The 18,276-nt window shown below is 38.8% G+C and carries 28 protein-coding genes and 1 tRNA gene; 8 read left to right on the top strand and 21 right to left on the bottom strand.

Annotation, left to right across the window (positions count from 1 at the left end; translation table 11 throughout):
- Positions 1-122: 122 nt before the first annotated feature.
- A complete protein-coding gene (locus SALWKB2_RS09590) occupies positions 123-779 on the bottom strand; it encodes a protein-L-isoaspartate O-methyltransferase family protein (RefSeq protein ID WP_025331460.1) in 657 nt (218 codons plus the stop codon).
- 590 nt (positions 780-1,369) lie between these two features.
- Between SALWKB2_RS09590 and tpiA the strand changes: the two genes are divergently transcribed.
- The 4 genes from tpiA (at position 1,370) to SALWKB2_RS09570 (ending at position 3,732) form a co-directional block, all read left to right on the top strand.
- Complete coding sequence (tpiA, locus tag SALWKB2_RS09585) at positions 1,370-2,125, top strand: triose-phosphate isomerase (protein WP_025331459.1); 756 nt, start codon at positions 1,370-1,372, stop codon at positions 2,123-2,125.
- Between the two features lie 14 nt (positions 2,126-2,139).
- Positions 2,140-2,502: a preprotein translocase subunit SecG gene (gene secG / locus SALWKB2_RS09580; protein WP_025331458.1), complete on the top strand. Its 363-nt coding sequence runs from the start codon at positions 2,140-2,142 to the stop codon at positions 2,500-2,502.
- Positions 2,503-2,521: 19 nt separating this feature from the next.
- Positions 2,522-2,607 (top strand) — tRNA-Leu (locus tag SALWKB2_RS09575).
- A gap of 135 nt (positions 2,608-2,742) precedes the next feature.
- Positions 2,743-3,732, top strand: coding sequence for a tyrosine-type recombinase/integrase (locus SALWKB2_RS09570; protein ID WP_025331457.1), 990 nt, complete (start codon positions 2,743-2,745; stop codon positions 3,730-3,732).
- Here SALWKB2_RS09570 and SALWKB2_RS09565 read toward each other — a convergent pair.
- From SALWKB2_RS09565 to SALWKB2_RS09470, 20 genes are all read right to left on the bottom strand, one after another.
- Complete coding sequence (locus tag SALWKB2_RS09565) at positions 3,721-3,990, bottom strand: hypothetical protein (protein WP_025331456.1); 270 nt, start codon at positions 3,988-3,990, stop codon at positions 3,721-3,723. The two genes, SALWKB2_RS09570 and SALWKB2_RS09565, sit on opposite strands and share 12 nt — an antisense overlap.
- A gap of 82 nt (positions 3,991-4,072) precedes the next feature.
- The gene (locus tag SALWKB2_RS09560; protein WP_025331455.1) at positions 4,073-4,543 is read right to left on the bottom strand and encodes a class I SAM-dependent methyltransferase; all 471 of its coding nucleotides are present in this window, start codon (positions 4,541-4,543) and stop codon (positions 4,073-4,075) included.
- A gap of 23 nt (positions 4,544-4,566) precedes the next feature.
- The gene (locus SALWKB2_RS09555) at positions 4,567-5,022 is read right to left on the bottom strand and encodes a hypothetical protein (RefSeq protein ID WP_025331454.1); all 456 of its coding nucleotides are present in this window, start codon (positions 5,020-5,022) and stop codon (positions 4,567-4,569) included.
- A gap of 22 nt (positions 5,023-5,044) precedes the next feature.
- A complete protein-coding gene (locus SALWKB2_RS09550) occupies positions 5,045-5,938 on the bottom strand; it encodes a DNA-methyltransferase (RefSeq protein WP_025331453.1) in 894 nt (297 codons plus the stop codon).
- 41 nt (positions 5,939-5,979) lie between these two features.
- Positions 5,980-6,660, bottom strand: coding sequence for a hypothetical protein (locus SALWKB2_RS09545; protein ID WP_025331452.1), 681 nt, complete (start codon positions 6,658-6,660; stop codon positions 5,980-5,982).
- A gap of 65 nt (positions 6,661-6,725) precedes the next feature.
- On the bottom strand, positions 6,726-7,028 hold the full coding sequence (locus SALWKB2_RS09540; protein WP_025331451.1) for a hypothetical protein: 303 nt from the start codon (positions 7,026-7,028) through the stop codon (positions 6,726-6,728).
- A gap of 58 nt (positions 7,029-7,086) precedes the next feature.
- On the bottom strand, positions 7,087-7,557 hold the full coding sequence (locus SALWKB2_RS09535; protein ID WP_025331450.1) for a single-stranded DNA-binding protein: 471 nt from the start codon (positions 7,555-7,557) through the stop codon (positions 7,087-7,089).
- Positions 7,558-7,567: 10 nt separating this feature from the next.
- Positions 7,568-8,215: a translocation protein TolB precursor gene (locus SALWKB2_RS09530; RefSeq protein ID WP_237749807.1), complete on the bottom strand. Its 648-nt coding sequence runs from the start codon at positions 8,213-8,215 to the stop codon at positions 7,568-7,570.
- A 1-nt stretch (position 8,216) separates the two neighbouring features.
- Complete coding sequence (locus SALWKB2_RS09525; protein WP_025331448.1) at positions 8,217-9,101, bottom strand: recombinase RecT; 885 nt, start codon at positions 9,099-9,101, stop codon at positions 8,217-8,219.
- 29 nt (positions 9,102-9,130) lie between these two features.
- On the bottom strand, positions 9,131-9,535 hold the full coding sequence (locus tag SALWKB2_RS09520; protein WP_025331447.1) for a zinc-finger-containing protein: 405 nt from the start codon (positions 9,533-9,535) through the stop codon (positions 9,131-9,133).
- 225 nt (positions 9,536-9,760) lie between these two features.
- Entirely contained in the window at positions 9,761-10,672 is a 912-nt protein-coding gene (locus tag SALWKB2_RS09515) for a recombination-associated protein RdgC (protein WP_025331446.1), read from the bottom strand.
- Between the two features lie 67 nt (positions 10,673-10,739).
- Positions 10,740-10,970, bottom strand: coding sequence for a hypothetical protein (locus SALWKB2_RS09510; RefSeq protein WP_025331445.1), 231 nt, complete (start codon positions 10,968-10,970; stop codon positions 10,740-10,742).
- Positions 10,971-11,007: 37 nt separating this feature from the next.
- Positions 11,008-11,325 carry a hypothetical protein gene (locus SALWKB2_RS09505; RefSeq protein ID WP_025331444.1) on the bottom strand — a complete coding sequence of 106 codons (318 nt, stop codon included), beginning with the start codon at positions 11,323-11,325 and terminating at the stop codon, positions 11,008-11,010.
- A 134-nt stretch (positions 11,326-11,459) separates the two neighbouring features.
- The gene (locus tag SALWKB2_RS09500; protein WP_025331443.1) at positions 11,460-12,116 is read right to left on the bottom strand and encodes a hypothetical protein; all 657 of its coding nucleotides are present in this window, start codon (positions 12,114-12,116) and stop codon (positions 11,460-11,462) included.
- Positions 12,117-12,148: 32 nt separating this feature from the next.
- The gene (locus tag SALWKB2_RS09495) at positions 12,149-12,592 is read right to left on the bottom strand and encodes a hypothetical protein (protein WP_025331442.1); all 444 of its coding nucleotides are present in this window, start codon (positions 12,590-12,592) and stop codon (positions 12,149-12,151) included.
- 64 nt (positions 12,593-12,656) lie between these two features.
- Complete coding sequence (locus SALWKB2_RS09490) at positions 12,657-13,346, bottom strand: bactofilin family protein (RefSeq protein ID WP_025331441.1); 690 nt, start codon at positions 13,344-13,346, stop codon at positions 12,657-12,659.
- A 43-nt stretch (positions 13,347-13,389) separates the two neighbouring features.
- On the bottom strand, positions 13,390-13,740 hold the full coding sequence (locus SALWKB2_RS09485; RefSeq protein ID WP_025331440.1) for a hypothetical protein: 351 nt from the start codon (positions 13,738-13,740) through the stop codon (positions 13,390-13,392).
- 95 nt (positions 13,741-13,835) lie between these two features.
- Positions 13,836-14,057 carry a hypothetical protein gene (locus SALWKB2_RS09480; RefSeq protein ID WP_025331439.1) on the bottom strand — a complete coding sequence of 74 codons (222 nt, stop codon included), beginning with the start codon at positions 14,055-14,057 and terminating at the stop codon, positions 13,836-13,838.
- 479 nt (positions 14,058-14,536) lie between these two features.
- Positions 14,537-15,277, bottom strand: a complete 741-nt coding sequence (locus tag SALWKB2_RS11725) for a S24 family peptidase (protein WP_025331438.1) — start codon at positions 15,275-15,277, stop codon at positions 14,537-14,539.
- 110 nt (positions 15,278-15,387) lie between these two features.
- Complete coding sequence (locus SALWKB2_RS09470; protein ID WP_025331437.1) at positions 15,388-16,122, bottom strand: S24 family peptidase; 735 nt, start codon at positions 16,120-16,122, stop codon at positions 15,388-15,390.
- A 159-nt stretch (positions 16,123-16,281) separates the two neighbouring features.
- Here SALWKB2_RS09470 and SALWKB2_RS09465 point away from each other — a divergent pair, with 159 nt between their 5' ends.
- Genes SALWKB2_RS09465 through SALWKB2_RS09450 form a run of 4 tightly spaced genes read left to right on the top strand, consistent with a single transcriptional unit; the run spans position 16,282 to position 18,268 of the window.
- Positions 16,282-16,503, top strand: a complete 222-nt coding sequence (locus SALWKB2_RS09465) for a transcriptional regulator (RefSeq protein ID WP_025331436.1) — start codon at positions 16,282-16,284, stop codon at positions 16,501-16,503.
- A 12-nt stretch (positions 16,504-16,515) separates the two neighbouring features.
- Positions 16,516-16,725 (top strand): helix-turn-helix domain-containing protein, encoded by a 210-nt coding sequence (locus SALWKB2_RS09460; protein ID WP_025331435.1) that lies wholly within the window; start codon positions 16,516-16,518, stop codon positions 16,723-16,725.
- Between the two features lie 8 nt (positions 16,726-16,733).
- The gene (locus SALWKB2_RS09455; protein ID WP_025331434.1) at positions 16,734-17,627 is read left to right on the top strand and encodes a helix-turn-helix domain-containing protein; all 894 of its coding nucleotides are present in this window, start codon (positions 16,734-16,736) and stop codon (positions 17,625-17,627) included.
- Positions 17,627-18,268, top strand: a complete 642-nt coding sequence (locus SALWKB2_RS09450; RefSeq protein WP_025331433.1) for a hypothetical protein — start codon at positions 17,627-17,629, stop codon at positions 18,266-18,268. The genes SALWKB2_RS09455 and SALWKB2_RS09450 overlap by 1 nt, the downstream gene beginning before the upstream one ends.
- Positions 18,269-18,276 lie beyond the last annotated feature (8 nt).

Here is an 18,276-nt window from a genome sequence, read left to right as displayed (position 1 = left end):
AAAGTTTGCGGATGATTATTGATAGCCTGTCAGGTGTATATTGTCTTAAAAAAAGAATTTTCTGATAGCAGCACAATTTTCAAAATGATAAATTGCGCTGCTTATTTTGAATTAAAGCTTGTTCAGAATTTAAACTGACTTGGTGCAGGTATTTCTAAGCTATGTAGAGCTGGTGCTACAGTTTCAAATAAAACAGTTTCTTTAAGCTGATTATTCTGGCGTTCAAATAAAATAGCACGCATTACCGGCGCTTCACCAATAATAGCAACCATGCGACCATCCTCTGCCAGCTGATTCAGTAATAAATCAGGTAGTTTGGGTAATGAACCGCCAACATAAATGGCACTGAATGGTGCGCCGGGGAGTTTATCCGCCAAGCCATCGCAGGTTTTATAGCTAATATTGGTATAGTCCATATCGCTAAGTATTAACTGGGCGCGCTGTTGTTGTTCAGCATCAATATCAACACTGATTACTTTACCGGCCATTTTTGCCAGTATGGCTGTAGCATAGCCGGAACCTGTACCGATTTCTACTACAGTATCGGTCAGATTAAGTTTCAGTGCCTGAATCATTCTGGCTACGACTTTGGGTTCAAGCATTTTGCCACCGTTAGCCAGCCCGAGTGCCTGATCTGTATAGGCTACTTCCTGCTGCTGAGGCAGGACAAAACGTTCACGCGGAATGTCGGACAGGACATCCAGTAAATCAAAATCTAATACGTCCCAAGGACGGATTTGCTGCTCAACCATGTTATAGCGGGCGGTATTGAAATCCATGTCTGCTCCGAAATGCTGATACCCGCCGGGCGGGTGGGTAGTAAGTGGGTTCAGAAAAGCAATATGCTCTGTTATTAGACTATTGTATACGAATATCGTTTAAGTTGATTATAAAACTATTTACGGTGCGGCAGTAGGGTATTGGTGAATCAATTCTGCTGTTCAGATTACAGGTAGTCAGACAGAATCATGTCTGATGCTTTTTCTAGCATGGAAAAAAATCATATGGCTATTTATTCAATACGATATAAGATAATTGTTTTTAATTTGTTTTTATCTGTTTTTTGGGGCAGATAAGTAGATTTCCTTATGGCTGTTTTCTATTATTTTCTTTCTATTAGAAGAGATAAAGAATAAATCTGGTCAACAGAATTATTTTAATGAAGTTAAGACAATATTTATCTAGGGTTAAATGTGTATAGTTGCAGTTAAACATGTGCTTAATTCTGAGTAATGACAAGGCACAAATGGTAATTTTCCGTTACAATGCCGCCATTTTAAAGCTGAAGCTAATTTATGGCATGAATAATAGCTTTCTGTCATAGCCATACGCTCAGGTTTGGCATGTTATTTGTCTTAAGGGAAAATATATGTGGCAGCAAAAGTGGGTAATAGGTAATTGGAAAATGAATGGCAGTAATGCAGCTAACCGCACGCTGCTGCAAGAATTGCTTCAACCTGTAAACGCGGCTGCGGCACAGGTATATTGTGGTATTGCCGCCCCGAATGTTTATCTTGCCGGTATCAAAGAATTTGCTGCCAATACAGCACTGGCTGTAGGCGCGGAAGATGTCAGCCGGTTTGCTGTTAATGGTGCTTTTACCGGTGAAGTAAGTGCACAGATGCTGGCTGATGTCGGAGCACAGTTTGTGCTGGTCGGACACTCGGAGCGCAGACAGTATTTTCAGGAAGATAATACTATTCTGCTGGAAAAGATGCAGAACAGTATTGCAGCAGGATTGCTGCCTATTTTGTGTGTAGGCGAAACACTTGCCGAACGGGATGCCGGACAGGAAGAGCAGGTAGTAGCTGCACAGTTGTCTTTGCTGGCAGAGGCAGATCTGAGTGAAGTAGCGGTGGCATATGAGCCGGTATGGGCTATAGGAACGGGGAAAGTTCCGGTTACAGAACAGATTGCCGCCATGCATGAGTTAATTTACCGGCAAATCTTGTCTTTATGTGGTAAAGATGTTAAAATCCGCGTCCTTTATGGCGGTAGTGTCAATGCGGGCAACGCGGCTGAAATTCTGGCTGTGTCACATGTTGACGGTGCTTTGGTTGGCGGTGCCTCATTGCAGGCTGACAGTTTTGCCGCTATTATTCAGGCTGCATATGCGCCTGCTTGATAAAAGTTGATATCATGGAAGCATTTAAAACCCTTATTTTAATCGTGAATATTTTCGCGGCGCTGAGTGTTATTGTGCTGGTGCTGATGCAGCAGGGCAAAGGTGCTGATGCGGGCGCGGCATTTGGTTCCGGTAGTGCTCAGGGTGTTTTTGGTGCAGCCGGCAATGCAAATTTCCTCAGTCGCAGCACAGCAATTGCTGCTACTGTATTCTTTGTTACCTGTTTAGCTTTAGGCTATATTTCCACACACCGGCACAGCGGACTGGATTTTAGTAATGTGAAACCGAAACAACAGGTAGTAGTACCGGCAGCTACACCTGCCAGTGCGCCAGCCGTACCGGCGAAACCGGCACAAAAACCGCTGATACCGGAATAAACAGTTTTTACAGTTAATTGCCGACATGGTGAAATTGGTAGACACGCCATCTTGAGGGGGTGGTGACCTCAGGTCGTACGAGTTCGAGTCTCGTTGTCGGCACCATATATGTTATTAGAAATAATAACTTACAAGGGTATTGTGACAAATTTGTGACAATACCCTTTTTCTATATAGCAACTTTCAAACGTCACTGTTTTGGGTTATGGTACGCCCTCTTTATTCAGTTTCTTTAATTCTATGGCTTCTATCTTCAAACGTGGGCAAAAATTTACAGCACGTGTTCGCCTTAAAGGCAAAGAAATAACTAAAACGTTTTCTTCTAAAGCAGAGGCGCGAGAGTGGGCAGCGCAAGCTGAATCAGATATCAATAACCGCCGCCTAGGACTTACTCCTAAAAATATTACAGTCGGCGACCTCATCAGACGCTATCTGCAAGAAGTAACACCCTCCAAGCGCGGAAGCAGAAGTGAGACGCTTAGACTAAATAGAGTTTTAAAAACAGATTTAGCCAATGTTCTTGCTTCGGAGCTTATGCCTGTTCACGTTGCACAATGGCGTGATGATCGTCTGAAGCAAGTTCAATCTCCCAGCGTTGCTCGCGAATTAACCACTATTTCTAGTGTATTTAAATATGCGATGAAAGAGTGGAATCTGATCAATGATAATCCGGTAACTAAAATAACCCGTCCGCCCTCAAACAAGCCACGCACCCGGCGACCAACAGAGGAAGAAATAAACCGTATCTGTATGTGGTGCATGTATGACGAAGATACGCCGCCAAAATTAACAATACAGCGTGTTGCATTGGCTTTCTTGTTTGCAATTGAAACAGCTATGCGCGCAAACGAGTTATGCAGTCTGGTCTGGGATGATATAGATTTTAGTCGACGAGTTGCGCATTTGGAGGTGACAAAGAATGGTTATTCTCGCGATGTCCCACTATCCAAAAAAGCAATAAAGCTACTTTATCAACTTCAATCTGTTAATTTGCTATCTGTGTTTGACCTTAGTGCTGATTCATTAAGTACGTTATTTCGGCGCGCCCGTGATTCTTGCGGAATTTCAGATTTACATTTTCATGATTCTCGGCGCGAGGCATTAACTAGAATGTCGAAAAAGGTTAATGTAATGGATTTAGCCAAAATTTCCGGGCATAGAGATATAAAGATTCTGCTTAATACATATTATGCTCCAGACGCAGCTAATCTGGCGGATTTACTTGATTAATTGCTTACGCTTAGCATAAGCCTTTACCTCTGCAGGAATCCATAGAGAGTAGGCGGTTTTATTAACTTTAACAGGTGGCGGAAAATCAGGTTTACAGGCAATGCGGCTTTTGAAGTGACCAACTGAACAGGAAAAAAATTGTGCGCATCTCTCTGCGTTCCATAAATTGCTATTATCATTCTGGGCATTAATGAGCGCGTCTAGCTTGTTTAAAAGGGTAGTATAAAAATCACTTATATCATTTTGTGTAGTTTGCATTTTGTCACCTGCTAATAAAAAACCAGCTATTGCTGGGACGTGTTCATTAATAATGCTTAATTAAAAAGCCGCTTTTAAGCGGCTAATTTTTCATAAAAGTAAACCAATGTGTACCGCCGTGTCTTTTGGTTACATGGCCAAACAGTGGCTTATATGGAGTAAGAGATAAAATATCCTTAATTTTAATTTGTGTTTCGTTCCATTTGAAAATTAATGTCCCATTAGGTTTTAATACGCGAAAGCATTCAGTAAAGCCTTGTTTTAAATCTTCCTGCCATCTTTGGCCAAGCTTTCCATATTTTTTAACCAGCCATGATTTATCACCTGCTTTTTCCAAATGAGGAGGATCGAAAACCACAAGATAAAATGTATTATCATCAAATGGCATTTGAGTAAAATCCATGAGAATATCAGGATTAACCTCAAGAGTACGCCCATCGCATAAAACAGTTTTTTCTTGTCTCTTGTCACCATATAAACAGCGTTTATCGTGTTTATTAAACCACATCATACGGCTACCACAACATGGATCTAATACGGCGTGAAATTCCATAATAATCTCCATTAAAAAAGCCGCTATTCAGCGACTAGGGGTTTTTGACTGCTTTTACGAACTTCTCTCAGCCATTCTCTTAAGCGTTCACTAAGTTTTTTTGTTTCATTAAAGTAATCTATATCTTCTTGCCGTATGGCTATTGGAATATGTACAGTGCGTCCATTTATGAGTATATTGCCGTTGTTATGGTATTTAGCTATTAAATCTAAGACTTTTTGTAATACTTCTATTTCTTCTGGGGTTACGCGCCCTGTATAGTAATCATTTTCATCAATGTAACCCTCTTCATATAAATACCAGTCTGCTTCATCAATAATCTCAGTGGCTAAGAGAGGGAATTTTGTAAATCCATCGAATTCAACTGCCTCAAGAATATTCCCGGCTTCTGAATCAAATAAATAATCGTTTAATGTGTCATAAGTATAATTGGTATTTTTTGTTCTGAATAAGATAACGGTTTGCCTATTTGTTTCCATTGTTTACTCCTTGATACAGATGTTAAATAGCCATCATATGCTGGCTGTTTTCATTTAGTATTTTGGTTTGTAATTTGATAATTCTGTCTGTTTGAATATCTTTGTTTTCTTCATTCAACTCGCAGCCAATCCAGTTCCTTTTTAACCCAGCTGCAACGCCGGCTGTGGTACCACTACCCATGAAAGGATCTAAAACGATGTCCCCTTCTTTGCTACCTGCTAAAATAGTAGGAGTGATTAAATCAGGAGGAAATGCCGCATGATGTTTGATGTGTGCAGTTTGTTTAGCTAATGTCCATACGCTTCTTTTATTTCGTTCTTGATTTTTAAGGTATACGGTTGGTTCTCTGATGGCTTTATAATCAAAATAGTATTTCCTTTCCTTAGATAATAAAAAAATGTATTCATGCGCTCTGGTGCACTTGTCTGTTGCGGGCTCAGGCATAGGATTTGTCTTGTTCCAGATAATATCCTGACGTAAATACCAACCTTTATTCTGTAAGGCGAAAGCCACCCGCCACGGAACTCCAATTAAATCTTTAGGCTTTAAATTTCCAGACAATGGAGTTTTCTTAAGCTTGCCTGATACATTGCCTTTGTTTGCAGCCTGCATTCCAGTAGGATAAGCCCGATTATCGCTATATCGTCCTTTGCCACTTCCTGCATAGCTATCGCCTAAATTCAGCCACAAGGCACCATTATCGGCTAGTAAATCCCATACAATATCAAATACGCTAACAAGCTTTTGTACATACTCTTCCACGGTATCTTCTATACCGATTTGACCAGGTAAACCATAGTCACGCAGCCCAAAGTAGGGCAGTGAGGTAACGCACATTTGTATTTTGCCTGCATACTCAGGTAAAAGAGATTCTAGGCATTGCTCGGCATCACCAAATAGGCAAGTATTGATCATATTAATCTCTCTAAATGAAAAGCCAGCGGTTAGCTGGCTAGTTATTGTTTATCTGGTTCAGGTTTTTTCGTCGTGTCTAGTATTGGCGGGTTAATTAATTGCCTCATTGCTGTACTTGCCCGTATAGCTCCAAGCATATTGGAGAACAAAAGCCTATCATTTAACAAATATTCAAATTCGCTGTTGTAAATAATATATTTATAACCATCTTTCGCTGTAACATCGGCCACATATACTTTGGTGCCATTCTGTGGTGCTTTAGTAAGAGGTTTAAAATAATTTTGTGCGGTTTCTTTGCGCAGAAATTGTACTAAGCCCTTAGCGGCGTTAATTGCTCCCTCTTCGGTTGCATGTAAAATATGATTTTTAAATAGTTGTTTATGTAATTTATCCGAGGAATCATATGCAATGGAGTTAGACCAAAAAGGATAAAGAGAATTGCTAATCCAAACGGTTTGCCCCTCTCTTGGCTCATTTTCCATAAAGCCAAATTTTTCTTGATTCGATGCAAGATATTCAATAGCTAATAAATGAGCTTGGTCGGCTTGTTGCCATGTAGGAAATGCATGATTAAGATATGCATAATGTGAATCGAGAGAATCACCAGTCCATATCCATACGGAATAACCCATAGAGACAGTTAAATCTACATAATAATAGGTTTGGCCAGCAGTAAAAGGTCGCCATACACCTGTGCATTCAAATTGAAATTCAGTATTCATTTTAATTCTCCAATAAAAAAGCTACTATTTTGTAGCTAGTTTTAATTTAATATTTAGCGTTGAAGTTAATCATCATAAGGCATGTAAACGTCTCTTTCTTCTGGAGGCTTTTTAACTTTTCTAGGTTGATTGGGGTATTCATTTCCCAAAAGGTTAAATGGTGAAAAATACCAAATTACCTCATAATATAAATCTTTACCCACTTCTAAAACAGAGGCGACAATAAAACGTAATTGATCAAATTCAGGGATTTTTTGTTCGCTAACTTTCTTAAAATTTTCAACTAAAAAGATAATTTCTTCTCTCGTTAATTCTTCTTCATTAATTAATTTCTCTACAATTCGCTCTTTTTCTTTATCAATATCCATCTATGAATCCTCCAAAATAAAAGCCAGCTAGGTGCTGGCTATGTCTTATCTGTATTATTTAAAACGGGATATCGTCATCAATATCATCTATTGTTGGGGTTGTTGGTGTTTGTTGAGGTGGTTGCCGGCGTGGTGCCGCTGGCGGTAGGTTCGATGATGTAGGTGGTGCAGCGTTATTGTTACCAGAATCAAAACCATCATTACGATCACCCAGCATTCTCATTTCATTGCCGATAATATCGTATGCGGTACGTTCGATACCATCTTTACCGGTATATTTACGGCTCTGAATTTTGCCCTCAATAAACACTTGGCTACCTTTACGTAAATACTGACCGGCTATTTCGCCCAATTTACCAAACAGAGTAATATTATGCCATTCAGTACGTGTCTGGCGCTCTCCATTACGGTCGCGCCACTGTTCATCAGTAGCTAGCGAGAAATTCGTTATAGCGTCGCCATTGGGCATATATCGTGTCTCAGGGTCGCGCCCAAGGCGACCAACTAGAATTATTTTATTAACTGACATAATAAATCCTTTATGCGACCTGTTTTATCAGAAAGTCATAATATTCCTGGCAAATTTCGACTTTTTCTTTAATCTTTTCGATTGTTTTTTCATCTCTTGTTACCGTAACCGTTGTTAACCTCTTAGCGATAGGAATATCTTCAACCGCATCAATCAACATGGCCGGATTATCGTAAGTGCCCAGCAGATTTTCAGGGCAGGGGAATAGCCAGAAATCTATATCAGCTTTATCACAATCAAATAGCCACATATAACCCTGCATCTGATAGATATATCCTGCTTTTTCTGCCTTTTTTTGTGCCTCTTCAATAAAAAACGGGTGAGTGCCTATGTCCCAAGAACACTTAGTATCAATAATTAAACGTTCTTTAGGGTCATAAATATCACATTCACCTGTGATCCAGTCGTTTTCTAAGCGCGTCTCATTTTTCGTATATTTTTTACAGCGATGCAGCCCGCTTGCCTGAATTGCCGTATTTTCAAGCACCTTTCCCTTTTCCGTTTCCTTACTGCCTTGGAATTTAGTAAAGTCGAATAAAGATTCTTTGGCTAAATTCATTAAACAGGTTTTGGCTGTATCAGAAAGCGGACTGCTTTTAGTTCTGCTATCGCCAATGATCTGGCTAATCATTGAGCACCGTATTTTTATATTTCCCATATTAAAGCTCCTCAATAATTACCCGTTGTTCAGGTGTAAATTCATATTTGCCGTTTAGGACATCAGCTTTTTCAATCTCTCCAGTCGTGATGTTATCAATGATTTTTTTCATTAATTCATCATCTACCGGCATTGACAGGTCAAGGACGCCAGTTTGATTGTCCAGATAGTCAAAATTTTCTTCAGTTACATTTTCAATTACAGACTGATCGGATAAAACAGCTTTTTGCATTTCAATAGACAAGGGTGCTTGTCTTGATAACAGTAATTTGGTTACTGTTTTCAAGGCCATTTGCTCGTAATTATCAGCCCATACACCAGAGTTTTTTCTGTATGACTGGCTGTAACGTTTGGCATGCTTGTCAATTTGTTCTCTTGACATATACAGCTCAGCAGTAAAGCCGTTTATTAGCTTGAAGTAAGCATAAAACCCGATTGGCTGTTCTTTCTCGTCCGGATCAATAGCCCAGTTAAATTTAAATCCATTGATAAGATCTTTTTCTATCAACTGATCTTTATAAACAGGAAGAGACACCAGTCGTTCAAATTGCCCGGAACGCTGCGCAAGCTGAATAAATCCCTTGTAACCCAATTGGAACTGGGCTTCAACGTGCCCTGTTTTAGAGTTCTTATAAGGTACCAAGTACGCAAAACCAAGATTATTATTAATTGGCAGGTTAAGCGTTGCAGCCATACATGCCGCATTGAAAATTGACATGGGTTCGGCATTAAGCAGCATTGGATTACTGTTAACAATCTGCATGATTGATGTTGCGAAGCTTGCAGAGTTTTTATCTACCAGCTCTTGTATTTTTTTCTGTGTAGCAGGTAGTTGCAGAAATGCCTTGATATTAATTGCTTTTTGTACAGCAGGGCTATTACTCATTATTAATTCTCCAATAAAAAACCAGCTATTTAGCTGGCTGGGAATCGTTCGTTTAAAAATTTAATGGCTTGCTTACATCTATCTTCGTTAAATAGTCCGACATGGCATTGACTGATCCTGATGTTCAGGTGTTTTGCCAGTATTCTGTAAACATCTCTTCGTTTTAATTTTTTTGTTTGCCACAATGGATCAAGAATACTATGGACATATGACCGCCATTTTCTTAGTTCTGCATTAGCGAGACTACCCAAGGGGAGAGTGCCGTCACTTTTACCTGCATTGCGGACATGTGCGCCTTTTTTATGGCAGCCTACATAAGCATCACAGGCAGCGCATAACCAAAAATTGCGATCATATAAATCCGGGCGGTGAGGGTAGATTTTGTCACCTGTTACTAACGCTGCATCTTTGCCGCAGTACGGACATTTCAGCATTGTGTAGTTCTCCTTAAGTTTGATTATTCGAATGGCCGCTTACGGCGGCTAGTCGGCACGTACTACTGGAAGAGCAGGCCAGTCACGTGCTGCACGCTGTTACTTCCGCCACCTGCGTGCTGGGCGGTGCTATAACCGAATAAGCCTATAATCATCTAAGCTTCGCATTATCTTTTAAACCCCATTAATACACAGGCTTTAGGACTGGTTAAAATTTCTGATAATTTATTCTGGGATTAAGCCACCTAAATGATCGATTAATTCTGTGATTAGCTCGCTTAATGCCTCTGCCATCAATATTTGTGAAGTAAACGTGAGACTTTCTATATCATCTCCCTGTGATGCTGCCTCTTCTTGTATTACATCCAGAAACTGAATGCGTTTCAGAGTGAAATTCTGTGTGAGAACAAAACGGACTCTATCCTGCCAAGTTAAACCTAATTGAGTAACAATTTTGCCGCTTCTGAGTAAATTGTTAATTTCTTCAACAGTTAAATCATGACGACTGATTTTAACTACCGGCGCAGCATCACCTAATCCCTTAAGCTCACAATCACTGTCCAGCTCAAAATGTCCTGCCGCGCTACCTCGTAATAACCATTCGGTTATCAGACTGCCAGGAGATTGCTTAGTGCGCGGCTGCTTCGCCTCTAGTCCGCCTAGTGCCTCACGTAATTTCGTGAGCAGTATTTCAGCGCGAACACTACTAGCCTGATTAATCAGTAAAAATCCATACTTAGTATCAATAATTGCATCAGTATTATTACTTTTAGTAAAAGCACGAGGTAACAAGTCATCAGTAATGGTGTCTTTTAATTCCTGCTTTTCCTTACGGCCTACTTTTCGCCTCTCAGTTTCACGAATCTCATTAATTTTTTCGTCAAGAATATCCCGCACCACAGCTGCCGGTAATACTTTTTCTTCTTTTTTTAACGCAATGCGCCATATATTCTGAGCCGGAAACACTATATCTGAGCCAAACGGTACAGGGTTGGCAAAACCAATACTGTCCCAATCCAATCCCGTACATGGTTCAAAAGCGACTTTTTGTAATTTTTCTGCCAGTATTTCTAAATCCGGCATTTTGTCTTTGTTTAGAATATACAAACTTAACTGCCTAAAATATGGATTATTCATATTGTTTTCTCGCAATAATAAAGCCAGCTTTTAGCTGGGCAGGAATGTCAACAACCATCACCTAAAATCATTTAAGCTCTGCATCACCTTTCATGCGTTCGCTATCACTCATACGCGCATATGCATCAGCTAACCGTTTTACTTCCAGATCTGCCTGGTATTCTTTCTGCTGCATTTGTCTGGCTGTATAACTGCGCTGTATCTCTAATTGCTCCTTATCAGACAAAGCAGGGGATACTGAAAGAGAAGCAGACATTAAAAAAACTGCAATAAATGCAGTTATAGAATTTTTAATCATGTACAACTCCCTCATTGTTGCTGTTGCATGGGTTAAATTATTGAGTAGGGATACCTTTAAATCGGAAGTATTTCATTTTTGGTTTGTCTGTTTTTTCATTGATAATGACTTGGCCTTTTTCGTTTTTCACTCTGTCTAATTTAGCAATGTATAAACACCTGACCTCTGGGTACGATTTTGCTAATTCAATAAACTCTAAACACTGTTCTTCAGATGAAAACTCTGGAGATATCTGATACGCTCCAGTATCTTTCTTAAACGCCCGCATTGCAGTTTCATCTGATATTTTGTATTTGCAACATCTATACTTTCTGGCTCTTTCTTTTTGTAATGATTTTCCATATACAGCAAACATATATCACCTCTATAGCTAATAAAAAAGCCAGCTAATGCTGGCATGTCTACTAATCCACACAAGCACACTTGTTTAAATGTGCTTGGATTGATTAGCTTGGTTGCAAAATTAAAGCCACTGTACAGTGGCTTTAATCATTTAGGAATCGTAGAGTTAATTTGTTTTAGCATGGCTCTACCGGCGCGTAACGCATGTTTCTTTTTAGAAAAAAGTAGTCCAAGTTTTAAATAGCGAACATGGGCAGAGAAATTGGGGTGCCACTCCAACTCATCAACACCAGATTCAAAACCAAAATGTGGGTAATAAACAATGGTTCCAGGCTTCGGAATTTCTGTTAAGAATTTATATTTAAGTCTTTTATACTCCATAGCCAAAGCTTTTGTTATTATTTTTGAGGCTTCTTTAACCATATCTGAATTATTATAAAGTAAACCTCGTTTTAATAATAATTGATGTTCTCCATCATTGGGGATAAAGGGCGTACTTACGGAATCTTCCGTATCGCCATCCATATCAATACCATACCAGACTATAGTTCCCGGCTGAGGTTCAGACGTAAGGTACTTTAATTGTTCTTTGTGGGATGTAATGAAACGCTTTATGAATTTAGCAGCGCGTTTAACGGCTTTTTCGGTTGCATAAACTCTATGAGATTTTAGCCAATGGTATTCATTAATCTCGCCTTCCCATGTAAGTTCCATATAAAAGCAGGAACCTCCATCAGGAGTTAAAAGGTAGTATGTTTGACCAATCTTTGGAGCATTTTTTAAGGATTTAAATTTCTTAGTCATAATTAGTTTTCCTAAAAATTAAAGCCCACTGTTCAGTGAGCTTTTTTGTATTCCTCTTCTAAGGCTTCAGTTATTAAATTTATGTCTTTTACTAAGTCCTCACGAGTTCTATAAAGCCAGTATCGTTTTAATAGGCTTTGATGCCCTTCATAATTAGGGTCAAAATATATAGATGTGACGCTAAGCTGGCCGCTATCCATATTTAGATTAAACCACACTTCGGCTCCGGCTTCGGGTTCAGATGTCAAATAGTTTAATTGTTCTTTATGCGATATGTAGAAGCCCTTTAGGAATTCGGCAGCGTTTTGAGCATCCAACCAATTTGCATAAACTCTATGCAAGGCAAGCAATCTTTTTTCTAAATCTTTATTTCCCCACTTAAATAATGAATAAAATAGGTTTTGCTGAATATGCAAAACATAACATTCTTGCCCTAACTCAGGAGCCTCTACTAAATAATTAACTTGTCCAGTCATTTCGAATTCCTTTTTATTGCAGGTTATAAACCTCAATTAAAAAGCCAGCTATTTTTAGCTGGCTTTATTTATGTTCATCAGAACGTTTATAAGTAATCTTTCCTTTAACTCTACCACCATTAATATTTTCAATAGTGAAAGTGTTAACGTCTCCCTTAATCCATCCATCATCGTTGATAATTTCATCAGCATCAACATCACCACCGATATAACCGTCCTTGAGATTAATAACCTTAGCTTCAGCATTTCCTAAAATCTGAGCAGAATCACGCAAGCTTATACTATTAGCTACAGTATCCCCGATAATAAAAGCACAATCACTCATGATAATAGAATTAGCGTTAATTCGTGTCTGAATATCTGCTCCTCCACTAATATCAATCTTATCAGCATTCACAAAGGCGGCGAGGATGCTGTGCAGTTTGTTGCCTGTTAATTTCCCATCTACCTTAAGACTTCCTTTGATGTAAATACACCATTGAGTAGAAAGATCGCCTTTAATATGGACATCATTGGGATAAAAAAGATTACCTACAAAAGTATTAAGCACTAAAGGTGGATAAATAGGAGGCAAGCGATCCACTAACCATTCTCCAAAATCTGTATAGTCTAACTCTTCGCATCGCTTTAATACCTCTAAAGCTTCTCCACCATTAGGGAAATGCTTTTTAAAAGCTCGAAGCCATCCTTTACAAGCTTTCATTTCTGCAAGCCATTCTTGAGTAACTATAAATTCTTCTTTTTTAGCTTCCATTTTTATTCTCCAATCAAAAGCCAGCTAGGTGCTGGCTTTTGATTTAATTAGCATGCGTGAAAATATAATCAGTTACTACTTTTTCTGCTCCCGATGACAGATTGCTTATTAGTTCTCCTACTGTCATCTCTTTATTGCAGCCCGATCCAATTGCCTTAACTATTTCATTTATAATCTTGTCCGCTTCATTAGAATATTTTGTACGATACAATTCACCAAAAGCTTCCGCTGCAATATCTATCAGATTATCGTCTTCAAGCTCTTCCAGTATTTCTTGTTTCTTTTCTTGGGCTGCGTCACTTGCTCTTTGCGAATCTTCTTCATACTGCATCATTTCCCAGTATCCGGCAGGTTCTGGGCTGGTGACATTTTCATTACTGTAAACATGAAACATTTTTCTTACTCCTTTGATTTTTATAAGCTCAAAAACTAAAGCGCACTCAATTTACTAATTGAATGCGCTGCGATTTTTGGGCTTTACTGGATTGCTTAACCTGTAATTGTGATATCTACGGGTTCCCAATCTTTACTATTTGCACAAGAGACCCAATCATGTGAAATTTCTCCAACGTTGAACCCGGCTCTCTCAGTAGTAGAAATAACAACTCCATGGTTTTTAGAAAAAAACAGAACAATAAATCCGGACTCTGGATCTCTGCGACCAACCGGATATTTAATTTGTTCCTCAGACCACTCAGTAACTTCCAACATAACCAACTCCTTTCAAATATATCTAAGTGATAGCAGTATTTAAATTGACTGCTACGAGTTTAAAAACTAAAGCGCACTTACCATTGATAAATGCGCTACGATTTTTAAACTCATTAAAAAGATCAATAAACAATACATTTTGCTATCAACTTATGAAGCGTGGCGACCTAGCCTGTATTTCCTTTTGCTTCCTTTCCCCAGTTCTTTTTCATACTGAGGTCATCGGTGTCTGTGTTTGTTCGATGGTTTAATTATACCTAAGGTAAATAAAAGTGCAATAAAAAATAGTCTAAAGGTTTAAATTTTTACATTGGTTTTGTACCAGATTTGCTACTATTTAAGAAAATACTGTGGTGGATTTTTCACAAATTAATTAATATTCAATTGATTTTTAAGAAAAATCCTTTTAGGTTTAATTTTTAATACACATAAAAAAAGCGCACCCTAAAAGGTTGCACTTTTTTGAAAGAAAAATATTTTTAGAAGCGGCGTAAAGACCAAACTCTTGTTACTTTAGCCAATACTTGTAAATCTACTTTATCTTTAACTGCTATTTTTTGATTCGAGTATTTATCATTATCATTGATAATATGTATTTCATCGAAAACCCTTTGTAATCTTCTTATCCTGATATTTGATGAACCTGATAACAGATATACGCCATCATTAATAAATTCTTTTATTGAAGTATCTACAAATAAAACATCGCTTTCATTCAGTGTAGGAAACATGTTATCGCCAAAAACCGTAACAAGGGCAATATCATCTAGTTTCAAACCAAGAAGGTGTGTAACCGCCCAATTTCGATCTATGTCTAAGAGTTTAATACTCTGGTTATTTATATCCGAGGATTTATAAAGTAAGTGCTTCTCAATATCTAATAACCGAAATTGCACGGACTCTGCTGCATCATGCTCTTGCTTAACCTGATAAGCAGGTATTTTGGTCAGTTCTGATTGAATAGAATATTTAATAAACTCACCTTCCTGTACTGGCTGATCAAACCACCCGCGCTCAAACCCTAGCAGTTGTTCGATTTGTCTGATTGACTTTGTTACCTGATGCCAAGATATCCTATTTTCGTCATCTGTTTTTAAACTATTAATCCAGTCTTGTATTAAAACAGCATGTGAATTAATAACCTCTGCCAACTTGGTTTGCCCGTATCTTTGCACCAGCATTTCCAGTCGCTCTGCATATGTTTCCTGTATCGTTTTCATTGAATTGCTTTCAAAATCATGCCTGAAAGCGGAGTATAAAAACTAATACGGTGAAAATATGTATACAATAAGTTTATTTTCGAGGTGATACAAAAATTAATAACAGTTAACTAAATAAATGCAGACCACCAAAAAACACGACCAATTATACTGATATCTTCCAGGTTAACTTCTTCATCAGGGTAAGCGTTGGTGTTGTAACTTTGGAGTAAAACGCTGTTACTGGATTTTTTTCTTAAAATTCTAATTTTCAAAAGTCCATTATGATTTATAGCGTACAGTATATCATCGCGAAGAATCTTATCCTCGCAATTTATACCGACGGTCGCACCATTAGGAATTGCGGGAGCCATACTATTACCATCTGCCAAAATACAAATAGCACACGACGGATTAATATTATTTTTGCTAAATGTAAGACGTGAAAACCGCAATTTTTGATTGTTGTAATTCTGAATATTTTCTGTAAAGCCATTTTTAGTTTTAAGTCGAATATCAGTATAAAGGGGTAATTCAACTTCAGTTTTATCTAACGGGATAGTTGTATCAGCTGATTCAATCAATCCAATAGACGACTGTGAATTAACGGTACTGTTTGAATTAGTTACATTTTCAATTTGTGTTTCTTGGTTTTCAATCTTTTCAATAGGAATATCAAACCAGCCGATACCAAGATTAAGTGTTTTTTCTATGTTTAACGCTAATGCATCTCCAATTGGCTTGCGTTCTTTTACTAGTGCATTTACTTGAGCATTAGATCTATTGATTGCTCTTGCAAATTTAGTCTGGCTTCCTTCGAAATCCCGTTCAATTAAATATAAAAGTCGTTTAGTTCTATTATCCATTTGTAATCCATTTAATTAAAAGGGCAAATTATACATTGTTTACCATTGATAAACATCTAGGATTTTATTTTCTTTTGTTTATACCAATAGTTTACTTTTATTAAAAAAATCATTATTATTTGAACCTATAGTATATTTATATTAAACTGCGAGGTATAAATGGAACTGAAATCCTATCTTTCTCAAGAGCGTGGTCGAAGTACCAATATGGCAAGAGCTTTAAATACAAGTCCTGGATTTATAACGATGATTGCAAATGGAAGAAAAGCAGTTCCTCCGCAAAAAGCGGTAGCTATTGAGCAATACACCAATGGGATAGTGACAAGAAAAAATTTGCGCCCGTTAGATTACGCCAAGTTCTGGCCTGAATTAGCTGATTAAAAAGGATTAATGATGGATTCCCAATCAGAACAAATCCTGAAATACCTACAGGCAGGTAACGCTTTAACGCCCTTAGAAGCCTTGCGTAAATTCAATTGCCTGAGACTGGGTGCGCGTATCTACGATTTACGACAGAAAGGTTATGTCATTAATTCATTAATCATAAAAGATGACATATCAGGGAAACGATACGCCCGTTATTCACTGGTTAGCTTAAATTAAGGTGAAATATGAGTATTAAATTAATGTCCAAGGCATGGGAGCTGGATTTATCGCAAGGTGAAAAGCTAGTTTTATTAGCCTTGTGCGACCATGCGAATGATGATGGCGTTTGCTATCCAAGCCAGGCATTTCTGGCAAGTAAATGCAGCATGAGTTATCGCTCTGTAATTAATCAAATTAAGCGGCTTGAAAGCTGCGGTATTTTAACGTCTGAACGCAGACAAAAAGCTGGCAGCAGACAGAGTAACTCATACACAATCAATTTGAATAATTATAAAAGCCAATGTGAAAATTCTGCACATGCAGAATCTGCACATGCAAATTTTGCACATGCAAATTTTGCACATGCAAATTCTGCACATGCAAATTCTGCACCTGCCAATGTGCAAAATACGACAGAGTTATGTGCAAATTCTGCACATTCCTTTAAAGAAGAACCATCAATTAACCATCAATTAGAACCATCAGATATTGGTGACGGGGTTACACCCGCGTCACAGGCAGGGTTGCCGCAAAAGAAAACAGCGCAGAAAAAATCGCAAGCTAACCCTGATAATGTTGTTTGTTGGGAATCATACGCAAGAGCCTATCGCAATCGGTACGGGGTGCTACCAGCCGCTAATCAAAAAACCCGGGGGCAGGTCGCAATGCTGGTTAAGTACGTTGGCAAGGAGGTTGCGCCATCTCTGGCTGAATATTTTCTATCGCACAACGGGAGCTGGTTTGTGCAATGCCGACATGAATTTGGATGTTTACTCAAATCCTATCAGCAGGTGTTGACGGACATGCAGAGGGGTGAGCAGATGACCCAAATCAAGGCTAGACAAACTGAGAGCACGCAAAGTAATTATGAGGCTGCCAAGAGCGCGCTAGCCAAACTGCGAGCAAAAGGGGTGGCGTAATGAATGATGAAAAAATCATGCAGGCAATTGCCGTGACCGCCGAGCTAACAGGCACGCAATTATCTGATAACGCTATGCTTGTGATGGCTGAAGACTTGCTAATTTATCCGCTGGATAAAGTTTTAATCGCGCTAGAACGCTGTCGACGAGAGCTAAAGGGCAGATTAACACTGGCAGCAATACTGGAACGCGTAGACGATGACTGGCAATCCGCAGAAGAAGCATTTAACACCTTGGTTGCAGGCTGGGAGAACGAACACCTATCTATCCTAACAACTCACACAGCTATGCATGCAGCAGAAAGCGCATCAGCACTATTCAACATAGGGGACAAATACCGTGCAGGGCTTGCGTTCAAAACCGCATATGAGCGCATAGTCAGCGAGAAAAAAGCAAAAGGTATACAGCCAGACTGGTACGTTAGCGCAGGGCTTGATAAAGAACAGTTAGCGCAACTAGTCACAGAAGCAGCGGCAACTGGAAAAATTACAAACGATTATGCCTTGGCTTTACTGCCAGCAGGCGAAGAGCGCATGAATATTGAAGCCGGAAATCTTCTAACCGATAAACAAAAAGAAGAGGGCAAAGCCCGGTTAGGAAATCTGCTTAATTTAATAACGCAAAAATGCGCGCTGAATTAACAGGAGAT

The organism is Snodgrassella alvi wkB2 (assembly GCF_000600005.1).
GTDB lineage: Bacteria > Pseudomonadota > Gammaproteobacteria > Burkholderiales > Neisseriaceae > Snodgrassella > Snodgrassella alvi.
The sequence above is the reverse complement of the archived record's forward strand: the minus strand, read 5'-3'. Positions and strand labels throughout refer to the sequence as shown.

What these genes read in the sequence shown, in the direction of transcription:
- SALWKB2_RS09590 (WP_025331460.1), bottom strand. Translation starts at nt 779, where the DNA reads ATGGATTTCAATACCGCCCGCTATAACATGGTTGAGCAGCAAATCCGT.
- tpiA (WP_025331459.1), top strand. Translation starts at nt 1,370, where the DNA reads ATGTGGCAGCAAAAGTGGGTAATAGGTAATTGGAAAATGAATGGCAGT.
- secG (WP_025331458.1), top strand. Translation starts at nt 2,140, where the DNA reads ATGGAAGCATTTAAAACCCTTATTTTAATCGTGAATATTTTCGCGGCG.
- SALWKB2_RS09570 (WP_025331457.1), top strand. Translation starts at nt 2,743, where the DNA reads ATGGCTTCTATCTTCAAACGTGGGCAAAAATTTACAGCACGTGTTCGC.
- SALWKB2_RS09565 (WP_025331456.1), bottom strand. Translation starts at nt 3,990, where the DNA reads ATGCAAACTACACAAAATGATATAAGTGATTTTTATACTACCCTTTTA.
- SALWKB2_RS09560 (WP_025331455.1), bottom strand. Translation starts at nt 4,543, where the DNA reads ATGGAATTTCACGCCGTATTAGATCCATGTTGTGGTAGCCGTATGATG.
- SALWKB2_RS09555 (WP_025331454.1), bottom strand. Translation starts at nt 5,022, where the DNA reads ATGGAAACAAATAGGCAAACCGTTATCTTATTCAGAACAAAAAATACC.
- SALWKB2_RS09550 (WP_025331453.1), bottom strand. Translation starts at nt 5,938, where the DNA reads ATGATCAATACTTGCCTATTTGGTGATGCCGAGCAATGCCTAGAATCT.
- SALWKB2_RS09545 (WP_025331452.1), bottom strand. Translation starts at nt 6,660, where the DNA reads ATGAATACTGAATTTCAATTTGAATGCACAGGTGTATGGCGACCTTTT.
- SALWKB2_RS09540 (WP_025331451.1), bottom strand. Translation starts at nt 7,028, where the DNA reads ATGGATATTGATAAAGAAAAAGAGCGAATTGTAGAGAAATTAATTAAT.
- SALWKB2_RS09535 (WP_025331450.1), bottom strand. Translation starts at nt 7,557, where the DNA reads ATGTCAGTTAATAAAATAATTCTAGTTGGTCGCCTTGGGCGCGACCCT.
- SALWKB2_RS09530 (WP_237749807.1), bottom strand. Translation starts at nt 8,215, where the DNA reads ATGGGAAATATAAAAATACGGTGCTCAATGATTAGCCAGATCATTGGC.
- SALWKB2_RS09525 (WP_025331448.1), bottom strand. Translation starts at nt 9,101, where the DNA reads ATGAGTAATAGCCCTGCTGTACAAAAAGCAATTAATATCAAGGCATTT.
- SALWKB2_RS09520 (WP_025331447.1), bottom strand. Translation starts at nt 9,535, where the DNA reads ATGCTGAAATGTCCGTACTGCGGCAAAGATGCAGCGTTAGTAACAGGT.
- SALWKB2_RS09515 (WP_025331446.1), bottom strand. Translation starts at nt 10,672, where the DNA reads ATGAATAATCCATATTTTAGGCAGTTAAGTTTGTATATTCTAAACAAA.
- SALWKB2_RS09510 (WP_025331445.1), bottom strand. Translation starts at nt 10,970, where the DNA reads ATGATTAAAAATTCTATAACTGCATTTATTGCAGTTTTTTTAATGTCT.
- SALWKB2_RS09505 (WP_025331444.1), bottom strand. Translation starts at nt 11,325, where the DNA reads ATGTTTGCTGTATATGGAAAATCATTACAAAAAGAAAGAGCCAGAAAG.
- SALWKB2_RS09500 (WP_025331443.1), bottom strand. Translation starts at nt 12,116, where the DNA reads ATGACTAAGAAATTTAAATCCTTAAAAAATGCTCCAAAGATTGGTCAA.
- SALWKB2_RS09495 (WP_025331442.1), bottom strand. Translation starts at nt 12,592, where the DNA reads ATGACTGGACAAGTTAATTATTTAGTAGAGGCTCCTGAGTTAGGGCAA.
- SALWKB2_RS09490 (WP_025331441.1), bottom strand. Translation starts at nt 13,346, where the DNA reads ATGGAAGCTAAAAAAGAAGAATTTATAGTTACTCAAGAATGGCTTGCA.
- SALWKB2_RS09485 (WP_025331440.1), bottom strand. Translation starts at nt 13,740, where the DNA reads ATGTTTCATGTTTACAGTAATGAAAATGTCACCAGCCCAGAACCTGCC.
- SALWKB2_RS09480 (WP_025331439.1), bottom strand. Translation starts at nt 14,057, where the DNA reads ATGTTGGAAGTTACTGAGTGGTCTGAGGAACAAATTAAATATCCGGTT.
- SALWKB2_RS11725 (WP_025331438.1), bottom strand. Translation starts at nt 15,277, where the DNA reads ATGAAAACGATACAGGAAACATATGCAGAGCGACTGGAAATGCTGGTG.
- SALWKB2_RS09470 (WP_025331437.1), bottom strand. Translation starts at nt 16,122, where the DNA reads ATGGATAATAGAACTAAACGACTTTTATATTTAATTGAACGGGATTTC.
- SALWKB2_RS09465 (WP_025331436.1), top strand. Translation starts at nt 16,282, where the DNA reads ATGGAACTGAAATCCTATCTTTCTCAAGAGCGTGGTCGAAGTACCAAT.
- SALWKB2_RS09460 (WP_025331435.1), top strand. Translation starts at nt 16,516, where the DNA reads ATGGATTCCCAATCAGAACAAATCCTGAAATACCTACAGGCAGGTAAC.
- SALWKB2_RS09455 (WP_025331434.1), top strand. Translation starts at nt 16,734, where the DNA reads ATGAGTATTAAATTAATGTCCAAGGCATGGGAGCTGGATTTATCGCAA.
- SALWKB2_RS09450 (WP_025331433.1), top strand. Translation starts at nt 17,627, where the DNA reads ATGAATGATGAAAAAATCATGCAGGCAATTGCCGTGACCGCCGAGCTA.